General features: G+C 60.5%; 14 protein-coding genes. 8 read left to right on the top strand and 6 right to left on the bottom strand.

Going from position 1 to position 14,873, the window contains the following annotated elements; translation table 11 throughout:
* Window positions 1–142: 142 nt before the first annotated feature.
* Window positions 143–4,105, top strand: coding sequence for an autotransporter domain-containing protein (locus tag ATN84_RS22030; RefSeq protein ID WP_161939611.1), 3,963 nt, complete (start codon window positions 143–145; stop codon window positions 4,103–4,105).
* A 93-nt stretch (window positions 4,106–4,198) separates the two neighbouring features.
* Here ATN84_RS22030 and ATN84_RS22035 read toward each other — a convergent pair whose 3' ends face one another.
* The 3 genes from ATN84_RS22035 to ATN84_RS22045 are packed head-to-tail and all read right to left on the bottom strand — an operon-like array spanning window position 4,199 to window position 5,438.
* Window positions 4,199–4,612, bottom strand: coding sequence for a GFA family protein (locus ATN84_RS22035; RefSeq protein WP_068884656.1), 414 nt, complete (start codon window positions 4,610–4,612; stop codon window positions 4,199–4,201).
* Window positions 4,613–4,656: 44 nt separating this feature from the next.
* Entirely contained in the window at window positions 4,657–5,121 is a 465-nt protein-coding gene (locus ATN84_RS22040) for an SRPBCC family protein (protein WP_068884657.1), read from the bottom strand.
* 2 nt (window positions 5,122–5,123) lie between these two features.
* Entirely contained in the window at window positions 5,124–5,438 is a 315-nt protein-coding gene (locus ATN84_RS22045) for an ArsR/SmtB family transcription factor (protein ID WP_068884658.1), read from the bottom strand.
* 414 nt (window positions 5,439–5,852) lie between these two features.
* Between ATN84_RS22045 and ATN84_RS22050 the strand changes: the two genes are divergently transcribed.
* The 7 genes from ATN84_RS22050 to ATN84_RS22080 all read left to right on the top strand — a co-directional run bounded on the left by ATN84_RS22050 (window position 5,853) and on the right by ATN84_RS22080 (window position 13,508).
* A complete protein-coding gene (locus ATN84_RS22050; protein WP_153020340.1) occupies window positions 5,853–6,221 on the top strand; it encodes a hypothetical protein in 369 nt (122 codons plus the stop codon).
* Window positions 6,222–6,681: 460 nt separating this feature from the next.
* Window positions 6,682–7,728 carry a LacI family DNA-binding transcriptional regulator gene (locus tag ATN84_RS22055; RefSeq protein WP_068884660.1) on the top strand — a complete coding sequence of 349 codons (1,047 nt, stop codon included), beginning with the start codon at window positions 6,682–6,684 and terminating at the stop codon, window positions 7,726–7,728.
* Between the two features lie 13 nt (window positions 7,729–7,741).
* Window positions 7,742–9,343, top strand: coding sequence for an FAD-dependent oxidoreductase (locus tag ATN84_RS22060; protein WP_068884661.1), 1,602 nt, complete (start codon window positions 7,742–7,744; stop codon window positions 9,341–9,343).
* Window positions 9,344–9,423: 80 nt separating this feature from the next.
* Window positions 9,424–10,644: an ABC transporter substrate-binding protein gene (locus tag ATN84_RS22065; protein WP_425287442.1), complete on the top strand. Its 1,221-nt coding sequence runs from the start codon at window positions 9,424–9,426 to the stop codon at window positions 10,642–10,644.
* Window positions 10,645–10,654: 10 nt separating this feature from the next.
* Entirely contained in the window at window positions 10,655–11,587 is a 933-nt protein-coding gene (locus tag ATN84_RS22070) for a carbohydrate ABC transporter permease (RefSeq protein ID WP_068884663.1), read from the top strand.
* On the top strand, window positions 11,577–12,419 hold the full coding sequence (locus ATN84_RS22075) for a carbohydrate ABC transporter permease (protein WP_068884664.1): 843 nt from the start codon (window positions 11,577–11,579) through the stop codon (window positions 12,417–12,419). The genes ATN84_RS22070 and ATN84_RS22075 overlap by 11 nt, the downstream gene beginning before the upstream one ends.
* A 33-nt stretch (window positions 12,420–12,452) precedes the next feature.
* The gene (locus ATN84_RS22080; protein WP_068884665.1) at window positions 12,453–13,508 is read left to right on the top strand and encodes an ABC transporter ATP-binding protein; all 1,056 of its coding nucleotides are present in this window, start codon (window positions 12,453–12,455) and stop codon (window positions 13,506–13,508) included.
* Window positions 13,509–13,832: 324 nt separating this feature from the next.
* Here ATN84_RS22080 and ATN84_RS27895 read toward each other — a convergent pair whose 3' ends face one another.
* Genes ATN84_RS27895 through ATN84_RS27905 form a run of 3 tightly spaced genes read right to left on the bottom strand, consistent with a single transcriptional unit; the run spans window position 13,833 to window position 14,801 of the window.
* Window positions 13,833–14,030: a hypothetical protein gene (locus tag ATN84_RS27895; protein ID WP_342027697.1), complete on the bottom strand. Its 198-nt coding sequence runs from the start codon at window positions 14,028–14,030 to the stop codon at window positions 13,833–13,835.
* Window positions 14,008–14,460: a Fic family protein gene (locus ATN84_RS27900; RefSeq protein WP_342027698.1), complete on the bottom strand. Its 453-nt coding sequence runs from the start codon at window positions 14,458–14,460 to the stop codon at window positions 14,008–14,010. Before ATN84_RS27900 ends, ATN84_RS27895 begins: the two co-directional genes overlap by 23 nt.
* Window positions 14,382–14,801, bottom strand: a complete 420-nt coding sequence (locus tag ATN84_RS27905) for a Fic/DOC family N-terminal domain-containing protein (RefSeq protein ID WP_280139619.1) — start codon at window positions 14,799–14,801, stop codon at window positions 14,382–14,384. The genes ATN84_RS27900 and ATN84_RS27905 overlap by 79 nt, the downstream gene beginning before the upstream one ends.
* Window positions 14,802–14,873 lie beyond the last annotated feature (72 nt).

A 14,873-nucleotide genomic window follows, 5' to 3' on the forward strand; every position in this document is an offset into this window, starting at 1 on the left:
CGTGCATTCATTTGTGCTGCCTGGGTCCGGGGAATGCAAGGTTCTCCCAGCGCAATGTTGTCAAACTGACATATATCCAAGCTAATGTTGGAAAAGTGACATTGCCAATATGTCCGTTCAAACAATCATCAGTGGGGCCAATATGCAGAAGCAGAAGAAGACGGGCAGTGCGCGGGCAGCTGCCAAAATCGGCGTGGCTGTCGGGGCTATCATCGCGGCGATGCCGGCGGAAGCGGCGGACAACACATTGAGGATCATCTCCTTCAACACCTGGGGGGCGAGGTCTCTCATCCCGGCGGCTATCGATCTCTACAGCGCCGGCAAGTATGACATCATAACCATACAGGAATACAACGCCGATTATGGCAACGATCTCGTAGCCAAGCTGCCTTATACGGTGCATTCGTATAGCGACACGGGGGTAGCGTCGGCCCTGCCGATGACCACCGGATTAGGCGGTGTTCAGAATACGCCTTACGTGAAACTGGAAGCGGAGGGCGGCCGGCCTGCGACCATCGTCGCCACCGAGCACTTGAACTACTGGGACAACCCTTTCGATCACCGCGTCAGAGAGGCGAAGGAACTGAACGACTGGGCGAGGAGCGAAACCGCGCCCATCATCCTGACCGGCGATTTCAACGCGGGCGACGTTTCGGAACGCGGCCTCCTGGAAGTGGTCCAGCAGGAGTTGATGATGACCCGCGCCAGGGAAACCGGGAACGCGGACTACAAGGCATGGACGCTCCAATACGTGGCGCGCAACCATCCTATCGGTTCCGAAAAATATAAAGCCGCGGAAGCGTACATAAACAAGACGTCGGACACGCGTCCAACGGATCTGTTCACGGACGAGATGTACCCCGTCTTGGGAAATACGCCCAACACCATGAACATTCTCAAGAAGGATTTTCAGATCCTCCAGAATCCGGAGGATAAGGAAAAGTTCGCCCCGCATGAACTTGCGGATGGAAGCACCACTTGGCCAAGCGTTGGGGAAGATGATGAGGCGTTCAAGTGGCCATCATGGGGCCGCACGCAGATCGACCATTTCGTGGCGTCGCGACCCTACGCGAAGTGGTGGGAACTGGTCGATCCGGCCGACGACAAATATGTGGGCGGCGTTCTCGATCAGTCGGTGAGCCAGAAGCCCGATGGCACGCCTCTCTCCGATCACGAGCCGGTGGCGCATGAAATCCGCTGGAAAGGCCCGCGGGTCGAAGAGACCGGCGATGGGACGGCGCGGCTGGCTTTCGACAATCAGGCAAGCGGTTTCGACGGCGCGGGCGAGTTCAAGCTTTCGCGCAACAATAACCGCACGGACGTCTATCTGGGACAATTGTCGGATGCCAATGGTCAGCCGGTCTATCGACGCCCGGAGCAGGTTCAACCGATCTCGGACGACCAGTTGGCCAAGCTGGTTTCCTATACGATCTATGACCGGCACGATACCACGCCTTACCTGGAACAGTTGAAGCCCTTCATTCCCGAAGACAAAATGGACGTCTTCAACCAGCGCCTCACCGAACTGCTCGTTGGAGCCGAAACTGGCAATGGAGCTTTCCGCAAGGTTATCGATCAATATTTTCAAACGCATCGCAGCGAATTCCCCGGCATCAGCGACTATACCAAGCTTAGCTGGGAGCAATGGGGGAACATCCTCATCGATCATCTGAAGGCCGACCTGACCTTCCAGACGGTTCCAACCGATACGGCTACCCCCGCCTGGAATGAACTCTGGGCTACGCTTGGTCTCGATGATCCGGCGGTGCGGGCGCGCTTGAGCCAGCTGACGGGCCTCGATTTCGAGAGTGATCCTTACGCGCCGCTGAAGCTCCAGCTCGATTGCTTCGACAAGCAGCATCTGTCCCTGCAGGGCGCCAAGGACATGTGCGTGGATGATCATAGTCGTTTCAAGGACATCGCGATTGCCGACGGCAAGACCGTGGCGATCGATGAGAGCGAGGCGCTGGGTTCACCGGACGGCACCATCATCCTCGCCAATGGCGGCATCCGCACCGCGGGTCCGGACGACGATTGGGCGGCCTGGGCGGATCCCGTCACCAGGATCGACAAGGCCGTCCATCTCGCCGGGCTGGGCTGGATCGATGTCTCGCATCCGACCGTGCCGGTCGAAATGGTGCAGGCAATCTCCGGCCAGGGTACACTTGAAAAGCGCGGTGTGGGCACGCTCGATCTCATGGCCGCCAACAGCTACACCGGCGGCACGATTGTCACTGACGGCACCTTGCGGGCCCGCGTTGACGGCGCATTCGTCGATAACACGGCCTATGCAATCAATGGCGGCGCGCTTGATCTCAACAATTTCGATCTCACCGCTTCCTCTCTTTCGGGCCAGGGCGGCGCGGTGAAGCTCGGCAGCGCTTCGCTTGCCGTCAATCAGGCGGCCAACACCCGCTATGACGGCACGATCGAGGGTACGGGCGGCCTGACGAAGAACGGTAACGGCTGGCTTATCCTCAACGGCGCCAGCAGCTATACCGGCGGAACGCTGATCAAGGGCGGCGGGCTACTGGTTGGAGACAAGGATCATTCAGGCGCGCGCCTTTCCGGTCTTGTGGACGTGGGGTCGGGCGGCACGCTGGGCGGCGCCGGCACTGTCGGCGGATTGACGGTCGCCGGCGGCGGCACGCTCGCGCCCGGCGACGGCATAGGGACATTGTCGATCGATGGTGATCTCCTGCTCAAGACCGGCTCGACCTATCTTGTCGACATCGCGCCGGACGGCTTCAGCGACAAGGTCGTGGCGACGGGAACGGCTACGCTCGAAGGCGGCGACGTTTATATCGCCAAGCTCGCAGGCACCTACATGCCGGGGCAGCGCTATGCGATCCTGACCGCCAATGGCGGTATCACCGGCACGTTCGGCAATTTGAGCCAGAACATGCCGTTCGTCGATCTCGGCCTCGCCTACGATCCGCGCAACGTCTATCTCGACATCGCGCGCAACGAGGTCGCCTTTCCCACCGTCGGCGTCACGCGCAATCAGAAGGCGACGGCGGCGGCTGTCGAGGCGCTCGGCGCTGGCAACAAGGTGTTCGATACCGTCGTCCTGCAGGAGAGCGAGGCTAATGCTCGTTGGGCTTTCGACCAGCTGTCCGGCGAGCTTCATGCCTCCGTTACGACAGGGCTGATCAATGACAGCCGTCTCATCCGCAATGCGGCCAATGACCGTATCCGCGCGGCCTTCAATGACGTGGCGGCGGCCGATGTGCCGGTGCTGGGCTTTGGCCCGGATGCCAAGCCGCTGGCACAGGGCGACGTGCCGTTGATGGCGGCCTGGGGGCAGGCATTCGGCGTCTGGAGCGAGACCAAGACCGACGGCAATGCGGCGCGGCTCGACCAGTCGACCGGCGGCTTCGTCACCGGCTTCGATGCGGCGGTGGCGGAGAATTGGCGCCTCGGCGTGCTGGCCGGCTATAGCCGCTCCAGCTTCGATGTGGATGGCCGAGGCTCCGGCGACAGCGACAATTATCATGTCGGTGTCTATGGCGGTGGCCGGTTCGATGCGCTTTCGATCCGCTCCGGCCTTGCCTATAGCTGGCATTCCGTCGAAACGTCGCGCGCTGTGGCCTTCTCCGGTTTCGAGGATCGCCTCCGGGCCGATTACGACGCCGGGACCTTCCAGGCCTTCGGTGAACTCGGCTACCGGATCGATACGAGCCGCGTTTCCTTCGAGCCCTTCGCCAATCTTGCCCATATCATGGTGAAGACTGACGGCTTCACCGAAAAGGGCGGCGCGGCGGCGCTGACGGTCGAGAGCGAGACGACGGATACGACCTTCACCACGCTGGGTCTGCGGGCCTCTGCTCCGCTGATGCTCGGATCGGTCGAGACGCAGGCCCGCGGCACGGTGGGCTGGCAGCATGCCTATGGCGACATGGCGCCGGTTTCGACGCTGGCCTTCGGCACTGGCGATGCCTTCTCCGTCACCGGCATTCCGCTCGCAGAGGATACGGCGCTGGTCGAGGCAGGCCTCGATTTCAAAATCAGCCGCCGGGCAACGCTGGGCGTGTCCTACACGGGGCAGTTCGGCTCGGATCTGAGGCAGAATGCGATCGACGCGAAGTTCACCGTCAATTTCTGAGGCGGTCGTTCTCAGCTAAATTATGGCCTCGCATGCGAAAATGCATGCGAGGCCATTTTGTGTCGTCCAGCTTCGTATTGCGTCCAGGGAAACCTATCCAGGCGCCATCCGCTCGAATTTCTGCAACGAGGCATCGACCGCGTCCCAGGCGTGGCCGCGGATGCTGTATGTGACCACCTGGGGATTGAATTGGCCTGGGTCGTCAAGGCTGCCGGCATGGACCGCTATCAGGTCTGGCCTGTTAACGGTGGTCAAATAGACCGGTGTTCCACAGGTCAGGCAGAAGGCGTGGATCTTCTCGTTCCCGCCATCTCCCGTGACCCGCCAGTTCTTCGCATCGCCCGCGATAGTCACATCGGCCCGCCGGAAGGTCAGATAGGATCCGTGACCCGTGCCGCTGCGCTTCTGGCAATCTCGGCACTGGCAGTGGTTTTCGAAGATGGGTTCACTGCTGGTTTCGTAGCGGATCGCACCGCATGCGCATCCGCCCGTGTAGGGCCTGGTCATTGCCGTTCTCCTGATAGCAGACTTCCTGATTGACGCTCGACGGGTCAGGCGGCTTTTGGCTTGGCGAAGACGTCAAGTCCGCGGCCGGTTTCCAGGAAGGACTTCAGGCTGGAGAGGACGACCGGCCAACCTTTGCTGATGCCCTTCGCCATGCCGCTGCCGGCTTCGAGTTCGTCATGCGTGACCGTCAGCCGGGCCATGCTCTCATATTCCTCGATCTCGAATGTCACCCGGCTGTAGCTCGCGGGATCGGCGGCCTGCGAAGCGTTCGCCCAGGTGATGACGAGACGGTTCGGCGGTGATATCTCGACCACCTTGCCGACGAGTTCGACAGTCCGCTCGTCATTGGCGCGGATGTGCTCCCAATTCGATCCGGGCTTCCAGTCAGAGACGTTCTCATGGCCCCAGTAGCGCCTGGCGAGTTCCGGTTTCGTTATGGCCTCGAACACCTTTTCCGGCGTCGAGAGAATATAGGTCACGTAGACAAAGCTGATCGTTTCTTTGGTCATTGTCATTCTCCTTCGAGTTCTTTCTTCAGATCGTGCAGCAGACTGAGCCGCCGGTGTTCGAATTTACGTACCCATCGCTCGTAGACCTCATGGATTGGTACGGGATTGATGAAGTGCAGCTTTTCCCGGCCGCGCCTGACCGTGCTCACCAGATTGGCCTCCTCCAGTATCCCCAGGTGCTGCGTGGCGGATTGCCGGGCCATGTCCAGATCCTCGCAAAGCTGGCCGAGCGTCTGCCCGTTCTTCTCATAGAGCCGGTCCAGCAGCGTCCTGCGTGTCGGGTCGGCCAGCGCCTTGAAAACCTTGTCAGCGTCCATCGGTCTCACTCGTTATGTCGGAGCATAATATGCAGGTAAATGCCTGCATGTCAATGGTGAGGCTGCATTCGGTTCGTTGCGATCGAAAGCGCGAACAAGGATGGCCCACATTCGCGGCCTCCTTTTCAAGAAAAGCGGTTGTAAAATTGGCTGACGCAAGCCAATTGCTGAATCTTCGGTACGGGCGCTGAAGGCGGCCGACTCCAATCCGAAAGCGAGATTAAGAAGAATTTCAATGAAGAGATTTCCGCTTGCGTTCTGGGCACCCTCTGCCTGTTTTGGCTTTTCGTCGGGATCGAGACGCATTATCGCGAGCACGATACCGATTACCGGCTCTTCCTGAAACAGTGGCCGTCGCTGCTGATCGTGTTCCCCAATCCGATCGCCTGCGGGGAATGCGACGTCGCGATATTCGTGAACCTGCCGATCGAGCGCGTGGAGGATATCAAGCGCTATTGTGCGACGCGTTTCGGTCTCGACAATCTACGCATGTGCCACGCGATCTTCTCCGAGAAACAGCGGCAGGTGCGCTCGCCGCTTCAATCGAACGCGGCGATGGCTGCGGTCGCGGCGCGCTTCATCGAAGAGGAGAATGTGGAAAGTAACAGCAACTGGGCCGCGCCGGCGGTCAACGACAAGGTCTTCATGCCCGAATGCATGCTCCCGCTCGCGGTCTCCTGGCGTAACAACGCGGATGGTCAGCCTCGGGTCAACGTATACTGTGCAGGAACTGGCAGGGCCACGCCTGAAGATTGCTGGGACGCCAGCCTGCCGGTGAGGTAGAGCCAGGTATTTGATTCCAGGCTTTGAAGGTGGTTGCCCCTCCGCAACCAATCACAGGGAACAGCGCTCCTCCAATCTTGTCAGTCCGACGACCTGGGGTGTGCCGATACAACGCCGAATTATGCTCGCCGATAAGTATTGCTATCCATTGACGATTAGCTATTTCACCAATTGCTATTTCAAGGGCTGGTTGGCGCCGAAGAGCGCTATGACTCCGCGCCTGGCTATCGATCGCTTGAGGATTTTAAAACCCAACTTGTCCGGCGGGCGGCTTAGTTTGATGCGCCGTGCTGGTCCAGTCCGAGGGGTCGCTTCAATCCCGGGCCACATCCCAGCACAAGTCAATGTCTATCTACCTTTCCCCAATTTCCCGCTTGACAGCAAACGGCTTGATCCTGTTAATGCGTATTAGCAGCTAATACGCATTAGCAAGGCAAGGAAAGATCGGGAGGTTATCGCGTTGGCAGGCCCTAAGCGCTTGACTCAGCATGATATTGCGAAACTCGCCGGCGTCAGCCAGGCGACTGTTTCGCTTGTGTTGAATGGAGCTCCGATAGCTCTTGCGCGCATTCCCCAGGAGACCCGCGAGCGGGTTCAACACGTGATCCGCACGACCGGCTACGTAGCCGATCCGATTGCTCGCCGCATGGCGAAAGGCCTCAACCGCATCCTCGGCGTCTTCACTTACGAACCGGCATTTCCGAGCGAGCAGGCGGACTTCTTCGCGCCCTTCCTGCTGGGCATCGAGGAAGAGGCGCAACAACAGAATTACGATCTCCTGCTTCTGACCAGTGCCGGCGTCGGCGGCGACCGTAAGATCTTTTCCGAAGGCAATCGGCTGAGGATCGCCGACGGTTGTCTGGTGCTCGGCCGCGAGTTCGACCGGACCGAACTGGAGCGCCTGGTTTTGGGGGATTATCCGTTCGTGGCCATCGGACGACGTGAGGACGCTGGCGGGCCCGTTCCTTACGTCGGCGGCGATTATGCCGCGGGCACGCGGCAGCTTGTCGAGAAAGCTCGGTCGCTCGGCCATTCGAAACTCGCCTATATCGGACCGAAGGGGCCGGCGGAGTCCATCGCCGACCGCTGGCGAGGCTTTGTCTCCGCGCTGGGGCAGGGGGTTGAGCTTGCCTTGCATATAGACGCCGTCAATCGGCCGGCCGCCGAGATCCTCGATGCGATCGCCGGAAGCGGTGCTACGGCCGCCTTCTTTATCGAACTGGCGGATGCCGTGCGCGTCGAGGCGCTCGCGCGCGAACGCGGGCTCGAAGTGCCGCAAGATTTCTCGATGGTCGTGCTGGGCAGTCACATCCGGGCAGGGCGCAGCCCCGTGCGCTTCACCTCCTACGAAATCCCGCGCGAGGAGATGGGCCGGCAGGCAACCGCCATGCTGGTGAACCGCATCGAGACCGGGAGCGCCGGCAGCCAGGTTCTCCTGACCTGCGAGCCCGTCGAGGGTGAAACGCTTGGACCCGTTCCCATGGGTTCCACAACAAAACGGACTTAGAGACGTGAAAGAAATGCAAGCAGATATTCTGGTGGTGGGCGGTGGTCTCGGCGGCGTGGCGGCCGTGCTTGGCGCGTGCAGGGCGGGCAAGAGCGTCATCATGACCGAGGAATATGACTGGATCGGCGGTCAGTCCACCAGCCAGGCGGTGCCCTCCGACGAGCACAGCTGGGTCGAGCAGTTCGGCATCACGCGTTCCTACCGAAAGCTTCGCAACGGCGTCCGCCAATACTACCGCGATAATTACCCGCTGACCGAAGGCGCCCGCGCCTGGGGCGACCTCAACCCTGGCGGCGGCTGGGTAAGCCGCATCTGCGCCGAGCCGCGCGTCAGCCTCGCCGTCATGGAAGCCATGCTAATGCCTTACCGCGGTGCTGGCCGCCTCAAGGTGCTACAGCCCTACCGGCCGGTCGCTGCAGATGCGGATGGCGATACGGTGCGCTCCGTTACAGTCCGCCATCGAGACACGGGCAAGGAGGTTACCATCTCCGCCGATTATATTCTCGACGCGACCGAGCTCGGCGACCTCCTGCCGATGACCGGAACGGAATATGTGAAGGGTTTCGAGGCGCGGTCCGACACCGGCGAGCCGAGCGCACCCGCGGAAGCCCAGCCGGACAACCTTCAGGCCGTCTCCATCTGCTTTGCCGTTGACTGCGTGGACGGCGACCAGACGATCGACAAGCCGGAGAACTATGATCACTGGCGCAAGTACCAGCCGCATTTCTGGGGCGGTCCACTGCTTGGCTTCACCGCGCCGCATCCGCGCACGCTGGAATTCACCACGCGTTCCTTCACGCCGAATGTCGACGATGATCCGTTGCTCGTCGATGCCGATCAGCGCAAGGGCGGTGGCGACGAAAATCTCTGGCTCTTCCGTCGCATCGCCGCGCGCCGCAACTTTCAGCCCGGCTTCTACCAGTCGGACATCTGTCTCGTGAACTGGCCGATGATCGACTATATGGACGGCTCCATCATCGACGTTTCCGAGGCGGAAAAGGCGAAGCACCTGAAGTCGGCCGCCGATCTCTCCTACGCGGTCTTCTATTGGCTGCAGACGGAAGCGCCGCGCGTCGATGGCGGGCAGGGCTATCGTGGCCTTCGTCTGCGCGGTGACATCACCGGCACCGAACACGGTCTCGCCATGGCGCCCTATATCCGCGAAAGCCGCCGCATAAAGCCGGTCACCCGTATCACTGAACAAGATCTTTCCTATGCGGTCCGTGGCGAGAAGGGGGCCGTAAACTATCGCGACAGCGTCGGCATCGGGATGTACCGCATCGACCTGCACCCCTCGACCGGCGGCGACAACTATATCGACGTGCCGTCCTGCCCGTTTGAGATTCCGCTCGGAGCGCTTCTGCCACAGCGGATGAAGAACCTCATTCCGGCCGGCAAGAATATCGGCACCACCCACATCACCAATGGCTGCTACCGGCTGCATCCGCTCGAATGGAACATTGGCGAGGTGGCCGGCATGCTTGCGGCCCATTGCCTCGAGAAAGGCATGACACCCCATCAGGTGCAGGCGGACGATGAGCGGCTCCACGACTTCCAGCGGGAACTCACCCGCGAAGGCATTGAAATCCGCTGGCCGGATATTGCCGCCTATTGATCAAACCCATCTTTGGAGGAGGAACGGGAATGAACTATCACAGAACCCTGAAATCGGCGGTGGCAGCACTTGCCATCGCGATGCCGCTCGGCTGGGCCAGCATCGCCAACGCACAGGATGCCGTTAACCTGCGCATGACCATATGGAGCGCCAACGAGGCGCATCTGAAGCTCTTCAACGAGATCGCCGTCGGCTTCAAGAAGGATCACCCGAACGTCACCGTGACCTATGAATCGCTGCCGTTCGATACCTATACCACCGCGTTGACCACACAGATCGCCGGCGGCAATGCGCCTGATATGGCCTGGATCTTTGAAACGGCGGCTTATGACTTCGTCAATTCCGGTGCGCTCTACCCGCTCACCGATACGCTGAAGGCGAGCCCCGGCTACAATCTGGAGGAAGTGAGCGCGACGGCCACCGAGCGCTGGTCGAAGGACGGCGTCCTCTACGCCTATCCCTTCTCGACCTCGCCCTTCGGCGTCTTCGTCAACAATCATCTCATCAAGGCGGCCGGCGCCAAGACCCCGGCCGAGCTGATCGCGGCGGGTCAGTGGGATTGGGAACAGGCAATCTCGACCGCGTCCGCCGTGGGCAAGACCGGTAAGGGCGGCCTGATCGTCCGCGACTTCAATTACCAGATGTGGCAGAACGTCGCCTCTGTGTGGGACGGCTGGGGAGCATCCCCCTGGAGTGCCGACGGCAAGACCTGCACGATGGCCGAAAAGCCGATGGTCGACGCACTGACCTTCATCCATGACGCGATCTTCGAGAAGAAGGCGATCCCGGGGCCTGGCGAAAACATCGACTTTTTCGCCGGCAATGCGGCGATGACCATCACCCAGATCAGCCGTGCCTCGCTGCTGCCGAAGGACAATCCCTTCTCGTGGGATCTCGTACCGCTGCCGAAGGGGCCAGCCGGTGACTATGCGCTGATCGGCCAGGCTGGCATCGGCGTCATGCAGGCGGGCAAGAACGCCAAGACGGCCGCTGAATTCGTCGCCTATATGACGAACCCCGAAAACTCGGCCAAGCTCAGCCAGTTCTTCCCCTCGGCCCGCAAGTCGCTCTTGAACGCCGAAGTGCTGAAGAAGACCAACCCGCTCTTGAGCCAGGAGCAGATCGACAAGGTCGTTATCTCCGGCATCGAGACCGGCAAGGTCATCCCCGGTCATACGGGTTTTGCGCAGATCCAGCAGGCAGTGCGTTCCGGCCTCGATGCCGTCTGGCGTCCCGATGCGGATATCGCCGGCACGCTCCAGAAGATCTGCGGCCAGATCGGCCCGCTCCTGAAGCGCTGAGGGACGGACGATGGCTGTCGCGCAAGATCATGCTCGTCCGGAAAGCCGTTCCTCATCGCCGTTCTGGACGATTGCCCGACGCGACAGCCTCGCCGGGTTCCTTTTCATTGCCCCGCAGGTGATCGGCATCATCGTCTTCGTGCTGATCCCGCTCGGGCTGGTTTTCTGGTATTCACTGCACGAGTGGAACGTGCTCGCCAATACCTTTACCTATACGGGCGCGCAGAACTACCGGATGCTGATCGAGGATACGAACCTCGTTGAAGTGCTGGGCGCGACCGCGATCTTTTCCGCCGGTCTCGTCGTTCTGAACCTGTCGCTGGCGCTGCTCTTGGCGGTACTGCTCAACCAGAAGCTCGCCGGCATAACCATTTTCCGCACGCTGTTCTTCTCGCCGGTTGTGGTGTCGCTCGTCGCCTGGACGATTGTCTGGGGCTTTCTCCTGCAGAAGAACGGCGGCATCAACGGCATGCTGCAGGTCTTCGGCATTGAAGGGCCGAACTGGCTGCGCGAGGAGACGACAGCGATGATTTCGGTCATCGTCGTGCAGGTCTTCAAGAATGTCGGCCTTAACATGATCCTGTTCCTGGCCGCGCTGCAGGGCGTACCGAACGAGCTCTATGAGGCCGCCCGCATCGACGGCGCGCCGGCATCCAGGCAGTTCCGCCGCATAACCCTGCCGCTGATCAGCCCGACGATCCTGCTCACCTCGATCATCACTATCGTCGGGTCGCTGCAGGTCTTCGCGCAGATCGCGGTTCTGACTCAGGGCGGGCCGGGCATGTCGACGACGGTGCTGGTCTATTACCTCTACCAGCAAGCTTTCCAGTTTCATCTTTTCGGTTACGGCTCGACGCTGTCGATCCTGCTGTTCGTGATTGTCGCCGTGCTGACCTTCGCCCAATGGCAGATGCGCAAGAGGATCGTCTTTTATGAAAGCTGAGCTCTCCCCGCGTCTGAAAACCGTTCTCTACGGGGTGATGTGCGTATTGCTCATCCCCTTCGTCTTCCCGACCTGGTGGATGGTGACCTCATCAGTGAAGCCGATCAGCGATATCTTCGCCTTTCCGCCGCAGCTCATCCCGCGGAGCTACGACTGGACAACCTATTCGAAGGTCTTCGAGCTGCAGCCCTTCGTGCGGCAATACTGGAATTCGGCCTATATCGCCGCGATCGTGACATCAGGCACGATGGTCGTCTCCTCCATGGCCGGCTACGCCTTCGCGAGGATCAGGTTTCCTTTCGCCAACACGATCTTCATGATCGTGCTGCTCGGGCTCCTGATCCCGTCGGAAGTGACGATCGTGCCGCTCTTCCAGATGTTCCTGAAGGCCGGTATGGTCAACACCCATTGGCCGCTGATCCTGGTGCCGATCTTCGGCGCACCAAGCGTCTTCGCCACCTTCGTCATGCGGCAGTTTTTCGTTACGCTGCCGGCGGAGCTGGAAGAGGCCGCGCGCGTCGATGGCCTCGGCCGTTTCAAGATCTTCCGCAAGATCGCCCTGCCGCTCGCCAAGCCAGCGCTGGCATCGGTGGCGATCTTCACCTTCCTGCATTCCTGGAACCTGTTCCTCGAGCCGATCGTGTTCCTGTCGAGCGCCAACAAATTCACGCTGCCGCAGGCGCTGACCCAATACACAGATGCCTATGGCGGACCGATGTGGAATATCCAGCTCGCCGCAGCCACGCTGACGGCACTACCGGTACTCATTGTCTTCATCATCGCGCAGAAGCAGTTCGTCGAAGGGCTCGCGCATACCGGTCTCAAAGGTTGAAAAACCAGGGCTGAAGAAACGGAAATCTGATTAATGGCTGAAGTTACCCTTTCCCGTGTCCGCAAGAATTATGGCGCCGTCGACATCATCCACGGCGTCGATCTCGGCATCGACGACGGCGAATTCGTTGTGCTGGTCGGCCCGTCCGGCTGCGGCAAGTCCACGCTTCTCAGAATGATTGCAGGACTGGAAAGCATCACCGGCGGCGAAATCAAGATCGGCGGGCGGGTGGTCAACGACCTCGACCCCAAGGATCGCGATATCGCCATGGTGTTCCAGAACTATGCGCTTTATCCGCATATGACCGTTGCCACCAATATGGGCTTCTCGCTGGAGCATCGCGGGACCGGCAAGGCAGAAATCGCGGCCCGCGTGCAATGGGCGGCCGATATCCTCGACCTGTCGCATCTGCTCGACCGCTATCCGCGTCAGCTTTCCGGCGGCCAGCGCCAGCGCGTCGCCATGGGCCGCGCCATCGTTCGCAATCCGCAGGTCTTCCTGTTCGACGAGCCGCTTTCGAACCTTGATGCGAAGCTGCGCGTCGTCATGCGCGGCGAAATCAAGAGCCTGCATCAGAAACTCAAGACTACGACCATCTATGTTACCCACGACCAGGTGGAGGCCATGACCATGGCCGACAAGATCGTCGTGCTGAATGGCGGCCGCGTCGAGCAGATCGGTGCGCCACTCGATCTTTATGATAGGCCGGCGAACCAGTTCGTGGCCGGCTTCATAGGCTCGCCGGCGATGAACTTTTTGACCGGCACGATCACTGCTGAAGGGTTTGCTGCGCCGGGCATCCTTCTGCCGCTGCCCGAAGCGGCATATGAATTCCGCGGCCGGGAGGTGGTCCATGGCATAAGACCGGAGCACTTTGTGCCAGACGACGACAACGGCGTGCCAGCGGAGATCGTGCTTGTCGAGCCGATGGGCTCGGAAACTCAGGTGACGATGAAGCTCGGCGAAACGCAGGTCACGGGCATCTTCCGTGAGCGCGTCTCCCTCTCTCCGGGTGCAACGATCCACGTTCGCCCGGACCTCGCCAATATCCATCTCTTTGCGGCTGATAGCGGCCAGCGTCTGAACTGAGGCTTTCAAGATGCCGACCCATCCGGGTCAAGCTCACCAAGGCGCTACGCCGCAGCGAATTCCCGGATATCATCTCGCTCATCCGCCACAACATCGAACTTATCAAAGCGCGCTTGGGGCAGAGGGCTTGGCGCTGAAAGCGCACCTCGACGCCCCATCACCGCGCGACAGGCACGACTGTCGCAAACTCGCCGAAGAACGGCTTTTCTTCGAGAAGCTCGCGAGGGTTGGCGTGCCGGCGGTTAGACCGATGCAACTCGGAGATGGGATGCGGCTATACGGCGCTCTAATTGCATGAGCTGCCGGTATGGCCTGCATCAGACATCAATGTGGCCAGGCAGTTGCCTGACCACGATCTGACAACAACGCTAGCAGAGCAGGGTTGACATAAAGGTTCTCGCGTCCGGCCTTCATTCCCTGCAGAAACCCTTCCGAGGTCAGTGCCTTGAGATAAACGGCGGCGGTCTGGCGTTTGGCCACGCCGGACTCGACCAGGTCGCTAATCCGGCAATAGGGGTTCACGAAGATCAACTCGGCCAGTTCGCGGGAATAAACTTTCGGCAGGCTCTACCGCATCCGTGTGACCCGTCTGTTCCAGCAGGTCGCGGATGGCGTGGATTTTTGCGGTGGTCCATTGAGCCGTCGTCCTGACCGCGTCCAGCATGAACAGCACCCACTGCTCCCAGGCTCCTCCGGTGGTGACGTCCAGCAGATACCTGTAATAGAGCGCCTTGTTCTGAATAATGTGCCGGCTAAGATAGAGCACCGGGATATCCAACAGCCCTTTGTCTACCAGATAGAGCAGATTCAGTACGCGTGCCGTTCTGCCGTTGCCGTCGACGAAGGGATGGATGGCCTCGAACTGATAGTGTGTCACGGCAAGACGAACCAGCGGATCCGTTTCTTCGGCCGCGTGGATATAGCGCTCCCAGTTTGCGAGCTTCGCGCGCAGAAGGTCCGCTCCTTCCGGGGGGTATAGATCACGGTGCCCGTCGCATCGTTCATCAACGCGGTGCCGGGCGTGTCGCGGATATCGAGATCAACGCCCTTGATCGTGCGGCAGGCCTCAACAGCGATGGCAGTCGAGAGCGGGCGTTGCTTTAGCATCTCGAAGCCGCGATGCAAGGCCGTGCGATAGCGCAGTGCCTCCTTGGTCGCGGGATCGGCCTGACCGTCGCTATTGTTGGCGAAGCGGAACAACCGGTTGGTCGTGGTGACGATGTTCTCGATTTCCGAGCTGGCTTGGGCCTCGAGTAGAGGGATTGAGCTGATTAGCACCGCCTGATTGGGGATGAGTTGTCACGAGACTCGCAGCTCCGCCAAGGTGGCCCGCGTCTCGATGCAGGCTTTAAGTATCGCTTTTGT

The sequence above is a fragment of the Paramesorhizobium deserti genome, from assembly GCF_001558695.1.
Taxonomy (GTDB): Bacteria; Pseudomonadota; Alphaproteobacteria; order Rhizobiales; family Rhizobiaceae; genus Paramesorhizobium; species Paramesorhizobium deserti.

What these genes read in the sequence shown, in the direction of transcription:
- ATN84_RS22030 (WP_161939611.1), top strand. Translation starts at nt 143, where the DNA reads ATGCAGAAGCAGAAGAAGACGGGCAGTGCGCGGGCAGCTGCCAAAATC.
- ATN84_RS22035 (WP_068884656.1), bottom strand. Translation starts at nt 4,612, where the DNA reads ATGACCAGGCCCTACACGGGCGGATGCGCATGCGGTGCGATCCGCTAC.
- ATN84_RS22040 (WP_068884657.1), bottom strand. Translation starts at nt 5,121, where the DNA reads ATGACCAAAGAAACGATCAGCTTTGTCTACGTGACCTATATTCTCTCG.
- ATN84_RS22045 (WP_068884658.1), bottom strand. Translation starts at nt 5,438, where the DNA reads ATGGACGCTGACAAGGTTTTCAAGGCGCTGGCCGACCCGACACGCAGG.
- ATN84_RS22060 (WP_068884661.1), top strand. Translation starts at nt 7,742, where the DNA reads ATGCAAGCAGATATTCTGGTGGTGGGCGGTGGTCTCGGCGGCGTGGCG.
- ATN84_RS22065 (WP_425287442.1), top strand. Translation starts at nt 9,424, where the DNA reads ATGCCGCTCGGCTGGGCCAGCATCGCCAACGCACAGGATGCCGTTAAC.
- ATN84_RS22070 (WP_068884663.1), top strand. Translation starts at nt 10,655, where the DNA reads ATGGCTGTCGCGCAAGATCATGCTCGTCCGGAAAGCCGTTCCTCATCG.
- ATN84_RS22075 (WP_068884664.1), top strand. Translation starts at nt 11,577, where the DNA reads ATGAAAGCTGAGCTCTCCCCGCGTCTGAAAACCGTTCTCTACGGGGTG.
- ATN84_RS22080 (WP_068884665.1), top strand. Translation starts at nt 12,453, where the DNA reads ATGGCTGAAGTTACCCTTTCCCGTGTCCGCAAGAATTATGGCGCCGTC.